We start from the raw sequence: 20,480 nt of genomic DNA, 5'->3' as shown, positions 1-20,480 counted from the left end.
ATTCATAATTCACATGTCTGACTCTGTAAAAAAGAATAAAATCACCTGGGTATCCCTGCTCAATGCCATCATTCAGGCAGCCATCGCAGCTCTCACGGCACTGGGCGTGACCAGTTGTTCAACCATCGTAGAATGTATACTGCCATGATACAGGAAACATTTCCCATGACCGTAGGCGGGGATGAAGTGCTTAACGAGCGCGAACTCCTCACCGGGGTGGAGAGCGGGCTGATGATGGATTCTACCGATTCGGTACGCTACATCATTCTGCATTGTTCCGCTACCCGTTGTAACTGCGACTATTCCGTGGAGCGACTCTTGCGCGACCATCGTGCCCGTGGGTTTCGTACTATCGGTTATCACTTTTATGTCCGTCGTGACGGCACCGTCAGCCGACACCGCCGGTTGCTCGAAGTGGGTGCCCACTGCCGTCCCTTCAACCGGTGCTCCATCGGTGTATGCTATGAAGGCGGACTGGACTCGGAAGGACATCCCGCTGACACGCTTACCCCGGAGCAGTTCGAGCACTTGGAACAGCTTCTGACAAAGTTGCTGAAACTCTTCCCGAAGGCGCAGCTCAGAGGCCATCGCGACATGCCGGGAAGTGTGCCCAAAGCATGTCCCTGTCTCGACTGTCAATCCGTGTTCCGAGCCATTCTTTGAAATGTTTTGAAGAATGCATATCGGTTCCTGTCAGGTCGTACATCCCTGCTTTCAGCAGGGATACGGCCTTTTTTTGTATATACGTGCCGTATGCTCCCGTCAGTGACGGAAGGTTCAACTGGAAAGCAACCTGTTCTTGCTTCAACATACAGTAGTAGGACGTACCCATATACAGATAGCGTTCGGGGTGTGCCAGTAAAGGCCGGTAGCCCTTCGTCTGAATGCGTTTCAGGACAGGCAGCAGGTTCATCGGCGGAGTGAAACCGGTGGTTTCAACCAGCAGATACCGGCAACCGCCTTCGTAGATCGGAAGCAGGTCGTCGGCCTCAAGACGCTCCGCGAAGAGGCTGTCCATCATGTATTCAGCGGCCAGATTCAGTTCCACCGTGCCGAGATAGGTATCTTCCGGCTTCCGGAATTTTTCTTTCAATTCTTGAAATCGTTCTCTCAGCCCGGCATTGGTATTGGGTATATCTTCCATGATATGGGGAGTAAACCACACTTTGCGGACTCCTTGGTGTTTCATCTCCGCAAGAATCTGAAGTGACTCGTTCATTGTCTTCACGCCATCGTCCACCCCGGGCAATATGTGGGAGTGGTAGTCGTTCATTTCGCAAAGGATGCCGCTTGCCGCGACGGGCTGGGATTTAGAAAATGGCCACATGAGTTTTATTTATCTTTACTGCCATAATAGGAAGCATAACCGTAATGGTATCTGTAGCGATAGCCGTAACGTCCTCCGATACTTTCAGTTCCGTTCAGTATCATGGAGAGGTTTTTAAATCGTTTTCCGGTATACATATTTTCCAGTTCGGAAAGCATGGACCGGTCCAGCAAGCCGGAGCGGACTACGAAAATGGTGCGATCCGCCCATTTTTCAATAATTTGTGCGTCGGCTACGATGTCAACAGGAGGACAGTCTATGAAGATATAATCATATTCCGGTCTTAATGCCTCTATCAGCATAGCCAACTTGCTGTCTTCCAGTAGTTCCGTTGGATTGGGAGGTACTGTTCCGATGGGCAGGATGTGCAGGTTCGTGTATCCCTTGTAGGAAACTATGATTTCCTTCCAGTCTTCAATCTGATTGTTCAGGTAGTCGCTTAATCCCTTGTTCGGAGAATCAACATAAGAAGAGACGGTTCTGTGCCGGAGGTCTCCGTCAATGACTAGGATTTTCTTCTTTTTGATAGCGAAGCTTATGGCGATGTTTATGGCCAGGAAACTTTTTCCACTGCCGGGATTGAATGAGGTCAATACGAAAACATGTTGGTTGTTGTCTTTGTTTGCCATGAAATCCATGTTGGAACGTAACACACGGAATGCCTCGTTGATGATGTTGCGATTGCCCTCATTCACCACTATGGTTTTCATGTCCTGCCGCTTCCGGTGCTTGAATTCCCACCATTTTTTCTTTGTGCCGGAGTATTGGGGAATCTCGCCTATGAATGGGATGCTCAGATTTTCCAGATCCTTCCGACCGCGTACTTTGGTATTCATGTTCTCCTTCATGAAGATGCCTACTGCCGGAACCAGTAATCCTACGGCAAATGCCACCAACAGGATATTCATCTTGCGGGGAGCGGTAGGAAACATACTGCCGCGCGGAGCGGTAATCAGGCGGGTGTTGTAGGCGGTAAATGCTTGTGAGAGTTCGTTTTCTTCACGCTTTTGTAGCAGATAGAGATAAAGTTCTTCCTTTACTTTCTGCTGGCGTTCTACTGACAGTAAATACTTTGCCTGGTTCGGGTTGGATGCCAGCCGGTTAGTGGTAGCCTCTTCCTGACGGCGGAGACTACGTATTTGGGTATTCAGTGAAACAATCAGATTATCGACCGACTGGATGATGGTTCGTTGCATACTCTGTAGGGAACTGGCCATGTTTTTTACCAACGGATTTTTTTCGCTACTGTTGGCTATCAATCGGTTGCGATCCAGCACCAGATTGTTATATTCACTGATCTGCGTTTCTATATTGGCGCTGACGATGCCTGAATTGGCGGACAGCGTTTGGTCCAACTGTTTTGTGTTCAGTTCTCTGCGGATATATTGGGCGGTGGAGAGCTGGTTGTTCAGCGTTGACAGTTCTTTCTTGTTCTCAGCGGACTGCGCCATGTAGAGACTGGATGCCGCCTGTACGTCGGGTAGCAAGTGCTCGCTTTTGTAGCTGGAGATATTTTCGTCTACATGGCCCAATTCGCTCTCTATCACGCCCAGGCGGTCGCTAATGAACTGCGAGGTGCTGACGGCAATCTGGTTTTTGTCCCGAATCCAGTTCTCATTATAAACCTCGATCAGGGTATTCAGGATGTCTTCCGCTTTCCGGATGGAAGTGTCATTGATGCTGAGGTTGATGATAGTGGCATCTTCGTTACCCAATTCAGCGACCAATGCATTTGCATAGGTATCGACGGCAGCGCGCACGCTTCCCCGGACGTACCGGATAGATGTGCCTATAAAAGCGTCGGTAAACTCTTGTGTAGGGGATATGATCATGATTCCGGCAGGGGTCTGTATGGAGTCGCCCATTTGGGCGGAGAGTGTTTCCCCTGTGTCTTCTCCCGATATTTCAAGTTCGGAAATGGCAAACGCTTCTTTTGAAAGGAACTTGATGTTGAAGCTTAATGGAGTTTCTACCTTGTCGCAGAAGGTAATGGTGACAGGGGATACCTTGTACAAATCTACGTTCTTTAATCCTTTGCGGATGGTGAAGGTTTCATTCAATCCCAACCGGTTGACCACCTCCGTCATCAGTGTGGGCGATTTTAATGTCAGCAACTCGTTGTTGATGTTGGTATTGGACTTGAAGATACCCAAATCGGAAAAATCGCTCGTCACGCCGGTAGAAGAACTGCTTTTCGAGTTGTCCTTGACGAGAATGGCAGCGGTACGGGTGTAAATAGGAGGAGTACTCAGCAGGTACAACACCGCTATAGTCAGGGTAATGAATAGGGAGATAGCGAACCAGTACCACTTGGGAACAAACATGCTCCACAGATCCTGTATCCGTATAAAATCATCAGTGGGTTTGCCGGCAAGTGTTTTCTTTTCAATCATAACAATAAGTAATTATTTAAACAGTAATACACCCAGAGAGGTGAGGAATGATCCTATGCTAATCCATAATCCTACGCTCTTCACGCTGTTTTCATTCAGTGTGGATTGTCCGGCGCGTACCTTGTTGGGCTGCACATACACCACGTCGTTTTGTTTCAGGTAATAAACGGGAGATTTGAATAAATCGCAGGAACGGAGATCCACCCAGTGCGTCACCCGTTCTCCTTTTTCTTCACGGATCACGAAGATGGCATCCCGCTTGCCGTAGATGGTAAGGTCACCGGCCATGCTGATAGCTTCCAGCAAGGTTATATAGTCTTTCGAGATACTGTATTTCCCGGGAGTCTTCACTTCGCCCAGGACGGAGAAGCTGAGGTTCATAAACTCCACGGTGACCACCGGGTCGTTTACCAGGTTCTCTTCCTTCAGTCTTTGTTTTACCAATGCGGCAATCTGGCTCCGGGTCATACCCGCTATGGTGAGGCTTCCCAATACGGGAAAGTCGATGGCGCCTTTGTCGTCAAGCGTATATCCGGAAATTTCTCCGTTGTTGTTACTGTTGTTCAGTCCTGTGGAGCCAACTCTCTGCTGCACGCGGGTTAGGTTGAACAAAGCCGCCAGTTCGGGGTCCTTGCTCGACACTACGATGGATATCTGATCCTTGGGTTGAACGGTGATGTCCTGGGGTGGGGTTACCGCTTCGGGGCTGTTTACCTCCACGTCCTGAAAATAGATTATCTCTTTCGATGTGTTGCACGATGAGAGCAATACCAACGACAATAGCAAGTATAAAAGATGATTTTTCATGTTTTAATTTTAATATAAAATAGAAATATGAAGTATTAATTTCTTGGGTGTTTTTTTGTAATTTTTGCTGTGATGTAGAAGTGCATCGCTGTCCATACCGCTACGTCCAGCAGGAACAGTACGGTGACGGACAGGTAAGAGGCTAAGAGTGTATTGGCAATAATAAAAAGCCAGGCGATACTCAGGATGAAGCAGAGTGCCTGATGTTGAGACATGCCCAGGGCGATGAATTTATGGTGGATATGATTTTTGTCGGGGAGAAACGGAGGTTGATGGTTGCGCAGGCGGTGAAGCACTACCCGAACTACGTCCAGCATCGGCACCAGCAGGAAGGAGAAAGCCGTCACAATAGCACCGGGAAAGAGTTCTTCCTTGGCGGGATCGGACATGCTGAGATGAATGGCCATTACAGCCAGCAACAGACCGATAGTCAATGAGCCGGTATCTCCCATGAACACTTTCCGACCGCGACGAGGCTGCCCGAACATATTATAATAGAAGAACGGTATCAGTGTCCCCAAAGCCGCAAAGGAGATAAAGGCATATAACCACTGGTACAGACAGACGAACATGGAACCGAATGCGAAGAAGGCTATCATGCTCAATCCGGAAGCCAGGCCATCGATGCCGTCTATAAGATTAATCGCATTCATTATATAGACAATGATAAAGACTGTGAACAGTATGCCTACGTAATGGGGTAACTCGTGTATGCCAAACAATCCGTAGAGATTGTCGAAACAAAAGCCGGAGACCACCAATAAAAGGCTGCAAAGTGTTTGGATGACAAACTTAGCGCGGTAGCGCATGCCTATCAGATCGTCTTTCATTCCCATCAGGTAAAGGATGAAGAGGCTGCTGAACAGGGTAAGCAGGCAGGTGGACTGTTCCCAACAGAGCAAGTTGCTGTCCGTGCAAAGATTATGGCAGGCGATGACGAGCGAAATGGCTACAGCGATGCACGGAAAAAAGGCGACTCCCCCCAGACGGGGAATGTGTGTAGTATGCAATTTTCGGTCATCCAACGGATCGAAAAGTCGCCGCCTGAAAGCTATCAGCGATATCTTGGGAATAATCATTGCACTGAGCAGGCAGCTGACGGCGAATGCCGCCAAAGTTTCAAAATAGCAGGTTGTCATTTCTGAAGGGTTTGATTAGGTGAGAGCTTGTTTAAATGTATTGATTTATATCTTCCTGAGAAAGCATTGGGGAATATAGGCGGTTGCCACCGCACACACACCTTGTATTGCCACTATCAGGCGACGATTTCCTTTGATGCGGTGTATACAGCCTTCTGCTCCCTTGAATGGACCGTCCGTAACAAGCACCCGTTCACCGGTGCTGTACTTCATGGGGACGTCGCCGAAATAGTCCAGCCCTTTCTCTCCGGAGGAAGTGACAAGCATGAAAATTTTCATTTCCCGTTCGGGAATAGCTATCGGCAGCTTTTGCCAATTGACAAGACGGGTATATAGTAGAACTCGGTCTGCCAGCTTCTGCTGTAAGGCCAATGCTTGTTGCTCTGTGGAATGGAAGAACATAAGGGAGGAAATGATCGGCTTACGCATGTGTTTTTTCACTCCGCCACGCTCCATAAGGATTGTTTCACAAGGAATATAGCTCTCGATTTTGTCTTTATTCAGCGTGTCTTCTATCTCAAATACTTTGTTGTAAAAGACTTTGAATGCATACCAATGCATTATTGAAGATGCCTCTTCCATATTTGTCGTATCTCACCTAAAAGATGTTCCTTCCATTCCTGCGTATCTGAGTATTTTTGATCTTTAAAACAACTCTGATGCGCAGCAAGCAAGGTTAATCCAATTCTTCGTTTTGTATGTCGATTTTTGGAACTCGGGACTTCTCCTGACCCAGGAGAAGGTATCCGTAACCCTGTAATTGTACCGTTTCTAAGTAAGAAACGGCACAACGTTTTAAGGCATTGAAGTCCTGTAGGATAAAGAGTCTCTTTTTATCCTATTTTTATAGGTTTTGTAGATTCGGTACGATGTATGGATAATTTTTTTAGAATATATCTATCGAGTTCTATATTAGCATCTGTTTTAAATATCTATTCATTTCTTTTTTGTATAAGCAATTGTTTATTGTCTTAAAAATCAATATTTTATATTTTTTTTGAGAGTAAAATATAAACAAATATTTATAGTATTATGTTGTTTTATTCTTTTATTTGTTATATCTTTGCGCCGTAATTTTAAGGTTTCTTACTTAGAAACGGTACGACATAACGCCTCTAAAATCTCTTCATTAGCCTTGTCTATCAGTGAATTTTCTACAGAATCCAAGTATATGAGCGTAGTCTTCTCTGAAGTGTGTCCCATACCTGCACTTATGACGGACAACGGGACGTTGTGTTTGCGTGCAACCGTCGCCCAGCTATGCCTTGCGGTATAGGAGGAGAGATGTAGATTTTCTCCTGTCAACTTCCCCAGTTTCTTCAATTTCCGGTTATGATAGCCCAGCGCCGTCTGATATTGTCGGAAAGCCTCTTCCGGATCATTGGACGTAATAATTGGAAAAAGGTAGGGACTGTTGTGAACAAATGGCTCGTAGCGCTCGATAATCTCTTCAATAAGAGGCTCTATGCGAACAGTGAGGCGTTGTCCCGTCTTATGGCGGACATAACTAAGTATTCCTCCACTTACATCTTCCTTTTTCAGATAGGCAATGTCTACAAAAGCCATTCCACGGGTGCAATAACTGAAAATAAACATGTCGCGAGAAAAGGCAAGCGGAGCAGAATGTGTCAGGTCCAGTTTTTGTAAACGAACCATGATATCTTCGGGTACGGCACGTTTGCGGGTGCGCTCCACACCGGTATAAACATTCCGAAAAGGAAATGTTTGTTCCATTTGATTCTGGCTTATCACCTTATTATAAGCAGAGCGCAAAGTCCGCATATAAAAAGAACTGCTGTTTTTGCTCACTTTTCGTGTCCGGAGCCATTGCTCATACTCCATGACAAGTTTTTCGTCTACCTGCTTGAGTGGTATGTCTAAGCCTCCCAGGAAGTCGGAGAAGCTGTTCGATGCCCGTTGGAGATTGCGGGCATTTCCCCACCGGTCATCGTTTTTAAGCTTACCGACCAGGGTTGCCAAACAAGACAGCACTGTGTCTCCGTTTTCATTCAAAGTACGAAAGCGGTCAATGACATCCGCTAAAGTGTAGTCTCTTCCTTCTCCGTCCCATTCGCATAGAATCTGACGGATGCATAGCAAGTCTTTCTCTATTTGCGGTTGGTAGCGGGCCGACAACCCATTGTTGTCCGCTTCGGCTATGAATGTTTCTTTTTCTGCATCCCACCAATGGGGAAGTACACGCATTCGGGTGGTTATCTGCCTGTTGCTTTGCTTGTGGCATAGCTGGTAATAGATAGTACCGGCTTTTCCCTCCACCGATGATTTTCTGAATTTTACTTTTACAGTCGCCATAGTTTTATTATCAATTTATAGAAATATATACTATGTACGACAAAAAAGAAAGTAATCTGTTCAAACTATTTCTCGCTCATCAACTCCTCCATGCCGTCGATAGCCAAAGCTCCAGCACCCAGCAGGCAAATGAATCTCGGGTTGAGCTTGGTAATAACTACATGCCGCCACAGCGTTCTCTACCAGCTTCACACACAACGGGTCACCCTCACGACTCAGCCGGAACACTTCCTCCACCGACACACACTCATCATCACCCGGTATCAGCAGACGCATGTCATACTGGTTGCACAGTAGACGTGCGCAGCTTACCCCTACCGACACTCCCACTCGCATGTGCCCAACTTCACCAGCATTGAAGTGGCAGCCACGTATCTGACGGCCCCTCACGATGATGCTGGCAGCAATGCCCGTGGAAAACATCACTCCTATTCTTGTTGTTCTGTTATCGTTTTCCTCTGAATTCATCTATATATGCCCTGTAATCGTGGTGTGTATTATAGGTACTTTTCCCTATTCCGTTCAATATATAGTTGAAACCTTTGGCACCTCCTCCCGAAAGGGTGTTGTTGCACATGTGATACATTCTTATACCGGCTTTATCGGGCACTTCTATTGAATTTTCAATCATTATTTCGTTATGTAGCACATCATAAATGCCGAAGGCAAAAGCTTCATGAGTATTCACGTTATCAGCTACTTTATATGCGGCATATCCGGCACGTGTGCTGTTTTCGCTCATATAGTATTCCTGTGAGGGAGCATCATAGGGCGTTTCGCATTGATAGAAGTAAGTTCGTCCATGTTCTCCTGTCCAGTAAGTCTGATATTCCTGGAAGTGCTCGTTGAATAAGCCGTAAATGGTGACATAGTCGCCGTTTACTATCAGACCGTTTCTGGTGGTATTGATTTCCCAGCCTACACTGCCGCGAACACCATGATCTGCCCTCCATATCCAGAAATGGTCGCCAATCACGTCATTACTGTTTAATTCGACTGCACGGTCTACATGTACCTTTGCCGGACGGAATCCGCCTATCCGGAAGAACAGGTCGGTGAGCAGAATCGGATTTTGTATATGTCTTTGAGATGTTTTCTCCGTACCGACCTGAATCAGGGTATTGGAAGTGTAATGTGCATCAAACATCAGAGAGGCAATCGTTACCCCGTCTACATCTTCTACCAGAATCGCCGTATCGGAATTTTTTTCTCCTGGAATCAGAGTCGCCCATCCGATTCCCAATATAATGGTGTTGGGGTGGGTGACGTGGAGTGGTTCTGAAAGCTCGTACATGCCGGGAGTTATAAGCAGATGTTTGCCCGATGCGAGTTGTTTATTCATGTATTCGGCCGAGGCATCCGGTTTCACTACATAGAATTCATTTAATAAATCCAGACTTTCACCTTCGCCCATATCAGTGCGGCTGTAGGAGACTCCTTTGTGTTCGTGTTTCAGTGCCGGACGGAATACTTTGTATCTTCCGTCGTCACCGATAAACAAGAACGGCTTTTCGCGTATGACTGGGGTGGTGGGGATGAAAGTGATGTTTCCTCCTTTGTCCCAGTTGTTCTGATAGGTATTTGTATCTACTTCCGGACCCAGTTCAACGCCTTGGAAACAGTAGTTGTATTTGATTTCTTCGAACTCCCCACGTCCTTTATTCAGGAAGGAATTGCGGGTGTACCATTGTTGTTGGTTTTTAGAACCTGCGGCAGCTTCAAAATAGCAGTCTGCGGTGAATCCGCCGCTTACCCATCCGTTTTCCCACTGATTACGTACAACGCGCTGTGAGTAGATACGACGAATAGGTGCTGCCTGCGATACGGCCCATTTGAAAGTTTCTTCTTCGTCGTAGGTTTCCGGTCCTATGACGGACAGGTTTTCTGTAGAGCGCCAGAAGGTACATGTGCCGTTTCCGTTACTTAGATGGGGTGGGGTGTGTATATTGGAAACTTCCACGTCAAACGGTGTTTTGCCCAACCCTGCCAGATGTACATAGAACGGGACTTTCAGCAGTCCGGCTTCCTTGTAATCTCCCGCCTTGAACAAGAGGGCATAACGGTTGGGACTGAATTCCTTGCCGAACATCTGGTCGTGAATGGCATTGATTTCATGTCCCACGTCTTCTTTCCGGTCCGTATTGCTATATATGTATACATAGTCGCCGAATAACTCGGCATCCATAGAAATAGAAGCCACCAATTCGCCTTTACTATCCATAATCTGATAGTAATAATCATGGGGATTTCCTTTCGGCTTTTTATCGACAAATGTCATTGAAGAGGTACTGCCGATCGCTTTGTATTCGCTGAATTTTCCGGTAGCTCTTTTTATGGTGTACTTGCCGGCAGAGGCTTGCGGTGAAATCATGGTGCTGAAATCCAGGATAATATTCCCATTCCGCACTTCGATGTTTTTGGCATTGGTTTGCAGACCAGTTAACTGGAGGCAAACCGCAATGAATACTATCTTGAGAAGTAGATTTATTTTCATATTTCTGTAAATCTTCGGATTATATTTTCAGTTTAATAAACACATCCGCGGCCGCTACACGTTGTAATGTTGAGTTTTTCATTCAGTATCGGTTATTTGCTGACTTTTATTTCTTAAACGGATCTCCTTTCTTATCAGTACTAACCACCCAACGGAAAGCATTTACAAATAAGAGATTTTGTGTAGCGTCGATGAATTCTTCATCGCCATGTCCCATGTTCAGGTATATCATTCTGTACTTGGTATTGGTCCATACAAGAGGGAAGTCGCCAAAATTGACCACGTCTTTGATTCCTAACGGATAGTTCTAGGGAGAGAGAGTGAGCAGAACTTCTACGTCTTTGTTGGCTCTCGGGCTGGGATTCCACTGATACCATTCGCTGGACGGAGCCACAAAGGAAGCGGGTAAATTCTTGGTGACGGGGTGATTCTCATTGTCAACTTCAACCAGTACAGGTTGAGGGGGCCAGTTATTGCAATAGAAAACCCCGCCACCAAGAAAATCTACAAACCAAGGCCAATTTGTGTTTTTGTCATTATAGGCGGCAACGTGGAAGCCTACCCAGCCTCCTCCGTTTTCCATATATTTCTCAAAAGCGTCACGTTCGGCTTTTGTATTGGGATAACCGTCGAGCATTACCACTACGCTATAGTCTTTCAGCTTTTCGTAGGTGTATGGGGAGAGATCCATGGTGAAGTCCAGTACAAAGCCGTCACCATAGTTCAGTTTCTTGAAAAACTCTACTGCCTGCAGGGAGAATTGATAGTGTGCTTCTTCCGCATGTTGCGTATAATAAACCAGTGCTTTGAAACGCGGTGCATTGGCATAATTGGCCGGATAACCTTGGGGTGTTTGCGCATTTACCAGAAATGTGCAGACAGTAAACAATAGAGTCAGATAGAATTTGATTGTTTTCATAACATGTGTATTTTATATGATTAATAATTTCTTTCTTAATACTCAGCGATAAGCGATAACCATTTTCCGGCCGAGGTCACCCACACTTCCTTGTAACAGGCATTGTTGGTTTGCGGCCAGTAGGGGATGTCATCATTGCCCAGCGTACGGATACCGACGGGCATTTCGCCGGTCATCTCACCGGAAGAAAAAGTGTTCATCTGAGGATAATTGTACCCTTCACCGTATATCAGCGATTGCCCGAAAGGATTCTTCCCGACGGTCCAGTAAAGTTGTTCCCGTCCGATGTTCAGCAGCTCTTCATCTTTGAGGAAGTTTCCGCAGATGGCAGCGGATTTTCCGGTGGAAAGATGGATGGCTGTGTTGCCGTTGAAGATGCTGAACCATACGGGGAAACGTTTCAGATAATGTTCTTTGTCGAGCTTGACTCCCCGCGTTATCTGTTCCGTGTACAGTTGCTGTGCATTGGCAGGTGGAAAAAGATGGAGGGAATAGAAGCTGGCGGAATCTTTATATTCCTCCGCATGATATACTCCGCTCGGAACCATTCCGTAAGGTTGGGTATATTTCATCAGGCCTTTCAGATAGTTTCCGTACAGTTGTATGGAGTTCGACCATTTCTGATAATCAGGGTGCTCTTTCTGCGTTTCGCAGAGTAAGGTCATGGCTTGCATGTAAACCTGCTCGCGCGACTGATGGATATAGTGCACGATGGATTTCCGTGACTTATCCCGATAGAAGAATCCGCATGTCCTACTTTTGTCTTTCAACGGTTCGGTGCGTTGGCAATCGAGTACGTACCGGATGGCTTCCGCAGCAGTTTCCGCATAGCAGGATTTCCCCGTCAGTTTGTAGAGCATGCTGGCGGACCAAGAGATGGTTGCCATATATTGGCTGTGAGAGGTATTGTAGCTATGTTCGTACATCTGCTTGAACTGGTCGAAACCATCTTTTTTGAACTTCTCTGTAGCAAATGAGAAATCCTCTTCCGCCACTTTCCGCAGATGTTCTTGCAGCATCGGGTCCCGATCTATGGTCATGGCGGCATAAGCCTCGTAGCCTGCATACAGGAAGTTGTCGAATGCCATGTTCTGAACACGTACCGAATGAATATCATCCAATGTATTTAGAACGCCATCCTGCCAGATAAGTAATCCCATGCTGCTGGCACGGTAACCATCCCCGTAGCGGTTCTTCAAGATAAACTCAACTCCCCATTCGGCTTCCTCCAGTAAGCGTGCAGCCAGTGGGGCATTGGTTTCTTTGAGGCGGTTGTAGGCTTCCAATAAGGAGAAAGTCACATCTCCGGTTTGTAATGTCTGTTGCGACAAGTCGCCTGCATCGTGCCATCCGCCCGAGTAAGAGATACTTTTTCCGTCATGTCGGGAAAATAAATCCGTGTGACAGGCGGCGTGTTTGCCGGGAACGGGATGGCCGCATCGTTGGCAAAACAGGAAGTTCAGCACTCTCCAAAGGGAGTTATCCCATACGTTTTCACCTATCCGGAACGGGGGCGTCATGATGTCGCCTACTTTCAGTTGATAATCTCCCGGCTGATTGAAATCGGTAAAGTCGATAACTCCGAATTCTCCGATAGTTGTTTGCTGCCGCTCCAGTGAACCTTCGTAGGCAACCTGGTCGTTAGCAGCATTAATCAGTTGGAAATGTTTCCATTGACCACACAATCCGGTGTTGACGATGGCTGTTTTCCGGTCACCTGTTTCATATCCTGTGGTGGAATAAGCAATTGTATGCTCTGCTGGACTCCATCCGCTTACCTGCTCAGGGTTCCTGATTTGTTGCAGTTGGAGGTTATCGATATAATAAACGGCAGAATCACCCGTAGTCCGGTCTTTCCCTTTCAGGGCCGTATCAAAGCTGATTGACATTACTTTATCTCGTTGATATTCATCTATATCGAGGAAACAATGGTTCCACGTCTTGTTTACGAGATTGATGAGATGCGAACCGCTGGGAGGGTTATATCCAGCTTTGGGGGTGGAACTGTCGTTTGTAAATGTCAGGTTCATATTGACCACGCGGGCTCCGTCACAGTCGGGATAGATGGAGAAGAAAATCCTATTGTATCCTTCCCAGTTTTTTCCATTGACGTGATAGGTGACGCGGCTGTTTCCATAGGTTGCATAATCGGGGTCGGAGGGGGAACCGGTAGCCCTTTCTCCTGTAGATGTAGGGAAGGACAGACGGATGCTTCCTTTACCCGATATGGACTTCTCTTTAGAAAAAGACATTTCCCCTTGTCCGGAGTGGAGCCATCCATCCGTTCCGCCGGATACCGTAAGCGGTTGGCTGGACAGGATTTCTTTTTTCAGGGCTTTTTCTTCGAAAGACCGGGCGGTGTTCAAAGGTAGCGGAGCATGAATCAATCCTGTTTCATAAACTTGCTTTTCCAGTTGGGCATCCCCCGTCAGAAGATTTTGGCTGAAAAGAGAAAAATGGCCGATGAACAACAAGAGTAATACGAATGATTTTTTTCTCATGATTATGTTAACCTTTTGTTTCTAATGCAAGGTTAGCTATTATTTAGCAAAAGAAGGTTTAATAACTGCCATAAAACCTTTAAAAACTATCAAAAAGAAGGAAAATGATAGAATCTCGACTTCTTGTGATAATATTTAAACTAAGGTATCCTTCTCTTCTTCTTGATTCCCTCTTCCTTTGTCTACGTTCTTTTCTCTTCCGTAATATATTGGATGTTTTCTCTTAGCAGATTCGCTACTTTCTGAATATTATCTTCATTCACTTTGCCCTTCTTCTTGGCTACTGGTTTTCCTTTCCCTCTGCATTAAATGCAATTTAAAATATAATTATAGGATAAACCCTTGTTTCCTATTGGTTGTTTTTGTATTTTTAACGCCTGAATTTGGTGAGACGTTTTCACGACAATTCTCAAAAAAGAATGAACAATCATCTCCTATTTATGTATAATATGAAAAAAGTAACTTTATTCGCAATCGGTATCATCATGATGTCATGTGCTCAACAACAACAGAAGATTACGTATCCTGAAACCGCGAAGGTGGATACTGTAGATGTTTATTTTGGAACAGAAGTTCCCGACCCATATCGGTGGTTGGAGAATGATACTTCTGCTGCAACTGCCGCATGGGTGGAAGCCCAGAACAAGGTGACAAACGATTACTTGTCTAAAATTCCCTTCCGTGATGCCCTGTTGAAGCGGTTGACGGATGTGGCTAATTATGAAAAGATTGGTACGCCATTCAAAAAGCATGGTAAGTATTATTTCTATAAAAACGACGGCTTGCAGAATCAGAGCGTACTGTATGTGGAGGATGCATTGGACAGTGAACCGCGCGTATTCCTTGATCCTAACAAACTCTCGGATGACGGTACGGTAGCTTTGACAGGCATTTATTTTTCGAATAATGGAAAATATACCGGCTATACCATTGCGCGTAGTGGTTCAGACTGGCAGGAAATCTATGTAATGGATACCGAAACCGGCAAGTTGCTGGATGATCATATTGAATGGGCAAAGTTTACAGGAGCTACCTGGCAGGGCGATGGATTTTACTACAGCGCTTACGATGCTCCGGTGAAAGGGAAGGAGTTCTCTAACGTGAACGAGAATCATAAGATTTACTATCATAAGATGGGTACACCGCAATCGCAGGATAAGCTGGTTTACCAGAATCAGGCATATCCCAAGCGTTTCTATACTGCCAGTGTGAATGAGGATGAAACCATCCTGTTCCTGTATGAGAGTGGCGACGGACGTGGCAATGCCTTGTATATGAAAGATCTGCGTAAACCGAATGCACCGTTCGTTGCAATGGCTACGGATATGGATTACACTTATGCTCCTATAGAGGTGATCGGTGACAAAATCTATATGTTTACGAACTACAATGCGCCGAAATATCGCCTTATGACGGCGGATATCAATAAACCTGCCTTGAAAGACTGGACGGAGCTGGTTCCGGAAAGTGAGAATGTACTTTCGGATGTCGGTGTGATAGGTGAGAAGTTATTCCTGACGTATGATAAAGATGCTGCCAATCATGCGTATGTATATGACCTGGACGGTAAGGAGGTACAGGAAATTAAGTTGCCTTCGCTCGGTTCCGTAGGTTTCAGTGGCGACAAGGATGACAAAGAATGTTTCTTCGGTTTTACTTCGTTCACCATCCCCGGTGCTATGTATAAATATGATATGGATGCGAATACCTATGAGCTCTTCCGTGCTCCGAAGGTTGACTTCAACTCCGATGAATTTATAACGGAGCAGGTATTCTACCCCAGCAAGGACGGTACAAAGATACCGATGTTCCTGACTTATAAGAAAGATCTTAAGAAAGACGGTAAGAATCCGGTGTATCTCTATGGTTACGGTGGTTTCAATATCAGCCTTAATCCGGGTTTCTCTACATCACGTATTCCGTTCCTGGAAAATGGAGGTATCTATGCGCAGGTTAATCTGCGTGGTGGTGGCGAGTATGGTGAAGACTGGCACATAGCCGGTACGAAGATGCAGAAACAGAATGTATTTGACGATTTCATCGCAGCTGCCGAATACCTTATTAATGATAAGTATACTAACAAAGATAAAATAGCTATCGTAGGTGGCTCTAATGGTGGTTTGCTGGTAGGTGCCTGTATGACACAACGTCCCGATTTGTTTCGCGTAGCCATTCCGCAGGTAGGTGTAATGGATATGCTCCGCTATCATAAGTTCACTATCGGTTGGAACTGGGCAAGCGATTACGGTACGAGCGAGGACAGCAAGGAAATGTTCGAGTACCTGAAAGGCTACTCTCCGTTGCACAACCTGAAGCCCGGCACCAAATATCCTGCAACTATGGTGATTACTGCCGATCATGACGATCGTGTAGTTCCCGCACACTCATTCAAGTTTGCCGCTACCCTGCAAGAATGTAATGACGGTACGAATCCCACTATCATCCGCATCGAAAGTAAAGCCGGACATGGTGCAGGCAAACCTATGACTAAGGTTCTTGAAGAACAGGCTGACACTTATGCCTTTATCATGTATAATCTCGGAATGGAACTTAAATAAGTTGAGAGTTGAGAATTGAGAGTTGAGAGTTGGCTGCGCTGTCATGCTGCATAGTAACTCTCAATTCTCAATTCTCAACTTATTTGACGTTTTATCATTATTTAATCAAAATAATGCTGAAAAATGTAGGTTAATTCAAAAGAATACCTATATTTGCAGTGTTATTCGTTGACATTTTGTTCGAATAGCCTTAAAGTCACGAAGGAATAAACCTTTAAAACGTAATATTATGAATATCGAACGAATTATGTCCTCTTTAGAGGCAAAGCATCCCGGCGAGTCTGAATATCTTCAAGCCGTAAAGGAAGTACTTCTTTCCATCGAAGATATCTATAACCAGCATCCAGAGTTCGAGAAAGCTAAAATCATAGAACGCTTGGTTGAACCCGACCGTATCTTTACGTTCCGTGTTACTTGGGTGGACGACAAAGGTGATGTACAAACCAACCTTGGTTACCGTGTGCAATTCAACAATGCCATTGGCCCGTACAAAGGCGGTATTCGTTTCCATGCTTCTGTAAATCTTTCCATCCTTAAATTCTTAGGTTTCGAACAGACGTTTAAGAATGCACTGACTACTCTGCCTATGGGTGGTGGTAAAGGTGGTTCCGACTTCTCTCCGCGCGGTAAGAGCGATGGTGAAATCATGCGCTTCTGTCAGGCATTCATGTTGGAGCTGTGGCGTCACCTTGGTCCGGATATGGATGTACCAGCCGGTGATATCGGTGTAGGCGGTCGTGAAGTGGGCTATATGTTCGGTATGTATAAGAAGCTAACCCGTGAATTTACCGGCACATTTACCGGAAAGGGTTTAGAATTCGGCGGTTCTCTGATTCGTCCTGAAGCTACAGGTTTCGGTGGATTGTACTTCGTGAACCAGATGTTAGAAACTAAAGGCATTGATATCAAAGGTAAGACCGTTGCTGTTTCCGGTTTTGGAAATGTAGCTTGGGGTGCCGCTACCAAAGCAACCGAGTTGGGTGCCAAGGTGGTTACTATCTCCGGGCCGGACGGATATATTTATGATCCGAATGGTATCAGTGGCGAAAAGATAGATTATATGCTTGAACTCCGTTCATCGGGCAATGATATAGTGGCTCCGTATGCAGACGAATTCCCCGGTTCTACATTTGTTGCCGGCAAGCGTCCATGGGAAGTGAAAGCTGATATTGCATTGCCTTGTGCTACGCAAAATGAACTGAATGGTGATGATGCCCGTCAGTTGATTGAAAATAAAGTGATGTGTGTGGGTGAAATATCTAATATGGGCTGTACGCCGGAAGCTATCGACCTGTTCATCGAACATAAGGTGATGTATGCTCCGGGTAAGGCAGTCAATGCCGGTGGTGTTGCTACTTCCGGATTGGAAATGTCACAGAATGCAATGCACCTCAGTTGGTGTGCTGCAGAAGTGGACGAGAAACTGCACGCTATTATGCACGGCATTCATGCACAATGCGTAAAATATGGGACAGAACCTGACGGTTACATCAACTACGTGAAGGGAGCCAATATTGCAGGCTTCATGAAGGTGGCTCACGCAATGATGGGTCAGGGAATTATTTAAAGGAAAACTTTGTTTAGTTGTATTTGTATTTGTGGTTTGTGCTGTCCTGCCTGTGAAGGTGTAGGGCAGTACTTTTTTTATAGGCATACCAACAATTAGGTATATTCGCTTCTACAGCGCCACTTTCAGTCAAACTTAATACTTAATACCTCGTACTTAATACCTGAAATTATTACCTTTGCACCCGGAAAATCATTAAATAACAAAGAGATGTTACAACCGGAACTAAAGTTAAGACGCGATAAGATACGTGTCTTGATGGCTCAACAAGAGATTGATGCCGCTCTTATCACTTGCAATGTAAATTTGATTTATACGTACGGACGCGTTGTCAGCGGCTATCTGTATTTACCGTTGAATGCTCCGGCACGCTTATTTATTAAACGTCCTAATAATATTGAAGGAGAACATATACATTCTATCCGTAAGCCGGAACAATTGCCCGATTTATTGAAAGAGTGCGGTCTACCCTTGCCTGCGAAATTGATGTTGGAGGGAGATGAACTCTCTTATACGGAGTATACCCGTCTGGCAGCCTGCTTTCCTGAAGCTACTGTTGTGAATGGTACTCCCCTGATTCGTAAGGCGCGTAGTGTAAAGACAAATATTGAAATTGAAATGTTCCGTCGTTCGGGTATTGCCCATACGAAGGCTTATGAACAGATTCCTTCTGTGTATCGACCGGGAATGACAGATCGTCAGTTGTCTATTGAAATAGAACGCCTGATGCGTTTGGAAGGTTGTCTGGGTATTTTCCGTACATTTGGTCAGAGTATGGAGATATTTATGGGTAGCTTGCTGGCGGGAGATAATGCCACTGCTCCTGCACCTTATGACTTTGCTTTAGGTGGTGAAGGACTTGATCCGTCTATACCCATCGGTGCAAACGGTGCATTGTTGCAACCCGGTCAGAGTTTTATGGTTGATATGGGTGGAAACTTCTATGGATACATGGGTGATATGAGTCGAGTATTCTCTATCGGTAAGTTACCGGAGAAGGCTTATGCTGCACATCAAACATGTCTGGATGTACAGGCAGCTGTGATTGAAAAGGCAAAACCGGGTGCTGTTTGCGAAGATCTCTATAATACAGCTATTGATATCGTAACGAAAGCCGGATTTGCCGATTACTTTATGGGAGTAGGACAGAAGGCGAAATTTATCGGTCATGGCATTGGCTTGGAAATCAACGAAGCTCCTGTACTGGCTCCGCGTATGAAGCAGGAATTAGAACCGGGTATGGTATTTGCCCTCGAACCCAAAATCGTATTGCCGGGTGTCGGCCCCTTGGGTATTGAAAACTCATGGGTAGTGACGGCAGACGGGGTAGAGAAGTTGACACTGTGCAAGGAAGAGATAATAGAAATGTAGAAATAATGATTAGTTGTTAGTGATAAGTGATTAGTTGTAAACATAACATTAATCACTAACAACTAATCACTTATTTTCACTCTCCTTCGTAATACTCACACAAGAAGTATCGTGCAATGAAGTCCCAATTATCGTGCAATACTTCTTTTCCACCAGGGAAGGGAAGTTGCATATCAGGAAGCAGGCCTTTTGCCATACCATACTTCAGGAGATCAAAGGGGCAGATACCCGGATAAGTGAATAATTTGTATCCTTTGGCAGCTGCCTTTTCTGTATTATAAGTTGGATTGCGTGGATCGCAGAAACAATAAGAAACATTAGAGGCTATCAGCATACCTTTGGCATTGGCATAGATCACAAGGTTTCTTTCATCTCTTAATTCCGGCAACAGACTTTCATTTTTATCTTCCCATTTTAGTTCTTCCACAAAGAAACGGTGTAATTCATCGTAGGTGGTAAAATAAAGTAGCGGTTCTCCTTTGCTGTATGACAGGCAGTTCTCCACGTCTTTTTTAAGTGTCATTCCGGGAGTGATTTCGGGAAGTGGCACTAATGGCATTTCCAGTAAATCAAGTCCCATCACCCAAATGGGAGAAGACGGCTCGTCGCAGATGGGAGCTTCTTCAAAGGCGGTATCCATCACATTATATACCTTTTGGCTGAATTCTATCAGGTCAGGATCATGAGGATTCTGGATAATAACTTCGTCCTCTTCGAAGATGGCATAGCGGGAAAGGAGCGTCCACTGAATGAATGAGATATCCTCTACATTGATTTCGTCGGGAAGATACTCGTCGGTCAGCGTATAGAAAGGAAGATAGGACTTGTACAATCCGTAATAGGCATTGGAAAACTCTTTCCAACCACCGGACTGGGCGATGGCATCTTGCAAATAAATAGCCAATGAAAGGGCGGCATCTACTTTCTCTGTTTCAAACTTTTTACTGTATAAAGGGGATTCATCGATCAAAGATAGCAGTTGATTGGCGAAGTTCAAATACCAGGTGTCGGTCGAGAGTTGTTTACTGCGTTCGTTAATTCCTAACCAATGCTTCATATAAATTCTTGCTTGTTTCATGTTGCTTGTTGTT

General features: G+C 45.4%; 15 protein-coding genes and 1 pseudogene. 5 read left to right on the top strand and 11 right to left on the bottom strand.

The window, feature by feature from the left end; translation table 11 throughout:
- Window positions 1-13: 13 nt before the first annotated feature.
- On the top strand, window positions 14-148 hold the full coding sequence (locus tag BN161_RS30995; protein WP_167332492.1) for a smalltalk protein: 135 nt from the start codon (window positions 14-16) through the stop codon (window positions 146-148).
- Window positions 145-663, top strand: a complete 519-nt coding sequence (locus BN161_RS28450; RefSeq protein WP_074435094.1) for an N-acetylmuramoyl-L-alanine amidase — start codon at window positions 145-147, stop codon at window positions 661-663. The genes BN161_RS30995 and BN161_RS28450 overlap by 4 nt, the downstream gene beginning before the upstream one ends.
- Here the strand turns inward: BN161_RS28450 and BN161_RS04725 are convergent.
- The 10 genes and pseudogenes from BN161_RS04725 to BN161_RS04680 form a co-directional block, all read right to left on the bottom strand.
- Complete coding sequence (locus BN161_RS04725; protein ID WP_044263471.1) at window positions 578-1,327, bottom strand: tyrosine-protein phosphatase; 750 nt, start codon at window positions 1,325-1,327, stop codon at window positions 578-580. The two genes, BN161_RS28450 and BN161_RS04725, sit on opposite strands and share 86 nt — an antisense overlap.
- Window positions 1,328-1,332: 5 nt before the next feature.
- On the bottom strand, window positions 1,333-3,720 hold the full coding sequence (locus BN161_RS04720; RefSeq protein WP_044263470.1) for a GumC family protein: 2,388 nt from the start codon (window positions 3,718-3,720) through the stop codon (window positions 1,333-1,335).
- A gap of 12 nt (window positions 3,721-3,732) precedes the next feature.
- Window positions 3,733-4,527 carry a polysaccharide biosynthesis/export family protein gene (locus BN161_RS04715; protein ID WP_044263469.1) on the bottom strand — a complete coding sequence of 265 codons (795 nt, stop codon included), beginning with the start codon at window positions 4,525-4,527 and terminating at the stop codon, window positions 3,733-3,735.
- Between the two features lie 35 nt (window positions 4,528-4,562).
- Window positions 4,563-5,666: an MraY family glycosyltransferase gene (locus BN161_RS04710; protein ID WP_044263468.1), complete on the bottom strand. Its 1,104-nt coding sequence runs from the start codon at window positions 5,664-5,666 to the stop codon at window positions 4,563-4,565.
- Window positions 5,667-5,711: 45 nt separating this feature from the next.
- On the bottom strand, window positions 5,712-6,248 hold the full coding sequence (locus BN161_RS04705; protein ID WP_044263467.1) for a UpxY family transcription antiterminator: 537 nt from the start codon (window positions 6,246-6,248) through the stop codon (window positions 5,712-5,714).
- 504 nt (window positions 6,249-6,752) lie between these two features.
- Window positions 6,753-7,979 (bottom strand): site-specific integrase, encoded by a 1,227-nt coding sequence (locus BN161_RS04700; RefSeq protein ID WP_044263466.1) that lies wholly within the window; start codon window positions 7,977-7,979, stop codon window positions 6,753-6,755.
- A gap of 60 nt (window positions 7,980-8,039) precedes the next feature.
- Window positions 8,040-8,447: an ROK family protein gene (locus BN161_RS04695; protein WP_074435093.1), complete on the bottom strand. Its 408-nt coding sequence runs from the start codon at window positions 8,445-8,447 to the stop codon at window positions 8,040-8,042.
- On the bottom strand, window positions 8,425-10,473 hold the full coding sequence (locus tag BN161_RS04690) for a hypothetical protein (RefSeq protein ID WP_044263465.1): 2,049 nt from the start codon (window positions 10,471-10,473) through the stop codon (window positions 8,425-8,427). Before BN161_RS04690 ends, BN161_RS04695 begins: the two co-directional genes overlap by 23 nt.
- Window positions 10,474-10,579: 106 nt before the next feature.
- Window positions 10,580-11,392, bottom strand: a pseudogene (locus BN161_RS04685) (ThuA domain-containing protein).
- A gap of 35 nt (window positions 11,393-11,427) precedes the next feature.
- Window positions 11,428-13,893 (bottom strand): glycoside hydrolase family 9 protein, encoded by a 2,466-nt coding sequence (locus BN161_RS04680; protein WP_044263464.1) that lies wholly within the window; start codon window positions 13,891-13,893, stop codon window positions 11,428-11,430.
- A gap of 449 nt (window positions 13,894-14,342) precedes the next feature.
- Here BN161_RS04680 and BN161_RS04675 point away from each other — a divergent pair, with 449 nt between their 5' ends.
- The 3 genes from BN161_RS04675 to BN161_RS04665 all read left to right on the top strand — a co-directional run bounded on the left by BN161_RS04675 (window position 14,343) and on the right by BN161_RS04665 (window position 19,389).
- Complete coding sequence (locus BN161_RS04675; RefSeq protein WP_044263510.1) at window positions 14,343-16,451, top strand: prolyl oligopeptidase family serine peptidase; 2,109 nt, start codon at window positions 14,343-14,345, stop codon at window positions 16,449-16,451.
- 229 nt (window positions 16,452-16,680) lie between these two features.
- Complete coding sequence (gene gdhA / locus BN161_RS04670; protein WP_007217307.1) at window positions 16,681-18,018, top strand: NADP-specific glutamate dehydrogenase; 1,338 nt, start codon at window positions 16,681-16,683, stop codon at window positions 18,016-18,018.
- Window positions 18,019-18,228: 210 nt separating this feature from the next.
- Entirely contained in the window at window positions 18,229-19,389 is a 1,161-nt protein-coding gene (locus tag BN161_RS04665) for a M24 family metallopeptidase (protein ID WP_044263463.1), read from the top strand.
- Window positions 19,390-19,465: 76 nt separating this feature from the next.
- Here BN161_RS04665 and BN161_RS04660 read toward each other — a convergent pair whose 3' ends face one another.
- On the bottom strand, window positions 19,466-20,467 hold the full coding sequence (locus BN161_RS04660) for a DUF3843 family protein (RefSeq protein ID WP_044263462.1): 1,002 nt from the start codon (window positions 20,465-20,467) through the stop codon (window positions 19,466-19,468).
- Window positions 20,468-20,480: the final 13 nt, after the last annotated feature.

This window comes from Bacteroides timonensis (genome assembly GCF_000513195.1).
GTDB lineage: Bacteria > Bacteroidota > Bacteroidia > Bacteroidales > Bacteroidaceae > Bacteroides > Bacteroides timonensis.
Note: the sequence above shows the minus strand (reverse complement) of the source record. Positions and strands in the feature narration are given on the sequence as shown.

Excerpts from the sequence above, each read along its gene's own strand:
- BN161_RS04680 (WP_044263464.1), bottom strand. The coding sequence starts at position 13,893 with ATGAGAAAAAAATCATTCGTATTACTCTTGTTGTTCATCGGCCATTTT.
- BN161_RS28450 (WP_074435094.1), top strand. The coding sequence starts at position 145 with ATGATACAGGAAACATTTCCCATGACCGTAGGCGGGGATGAAGTGCTT.
- BN161_RS04705 (WP_044263467.1), bottom strand. The coding sequence starts at position 6,248 with ATGGAAGAGGCATCTTCAATAATGCATTGGTATGCATTCAAAGTCTTT.
- BN161_RS04710 (WP_044263468.1), bottom strand. The coding sequence starts at position 5,666 with ATGACAACCTGCTATTTTGAAACTTTGGCGGCATTCGCCGTCAGCTGC.
- BN161_RS30995 (WP_167332492.1), top strand. The coding sequence starts at position 14 with ATGTCTGACTCTGTAAAAAAGAATAAAATCACCTGGGTATCCCTGCTC.
- BN161_RS04725 (WP_044263471.1), bottom strand. The coding sequence starts at position 1,327 with ATGTGGCCATTTTCTAAATCCCAGCCCGTCGCGGCAAGCGGCATCCTT.
- BN161_RS04695 (WP_074435093.1), bottom strand. The coding sequence starts at position 8,447 with ATGAATTCAGAGGAAAACGATAACAGAACAACAAGAATAGGAGTGATG.
- BN161_RS04715 (WP_044263469.1), bottom strand. The coding sequence starts at position 4,527 with ATGAAAAATCATCTTTTATACTTGCTATTGTCGTTGGTATTGCTCTCA.
- BN161_RS04665 (WP_044263463.1), top strand. The coding sequence starts at position 18,229 with ATGTTACAACCGGAACTAAAGTTAAGACGCGATAAGATACGTGTCTTG.
- BN161_RS04675 (WP_044263510.1), top strand. The coding sequence starts at position 14,343 with ATGAAAAAAGTAACTTTATTCGCAATCGGTATCATCATGATGTCATGT.
- BN161_RS04690 (WP_044263465.1), bottom strand. The coding sequence starts at position 10,473 with ATGAAAATAAATCTACTTCTCAAGATAGTATTCATTGCGGTTTGCCTC.
- BN161_RS04720 (WP_044263470.1), bottom strand. The coding sequence starts at position 3,720 with ATGATTGAAAAGAAAACACTTGCCGGCAAACCCACTGATGATTTTATA.
- gdhA (WP_007217307.1), top strand. The coding sequence starts at position 16,681 with ATGAATATCGAACGAATTATGTCCTCTTTAGAGGCAAAGCATCCCGGC.
- BN161_RS04660 (WP_044263462.1), bottom strand. The coding sequence starts at position 20,467 with ATGAAACAAGCAAGAATTTATATGAAGCATTGGTTAGGAATTAACGAA.
- BN161_RS04700 (WP_044263466.1), bottom strand. The coding sequence starts at position 7,979 with ATGGCGACTGTAAAAGTAAAATTCAGAAAATCATCGGTGGAGGGAAAA.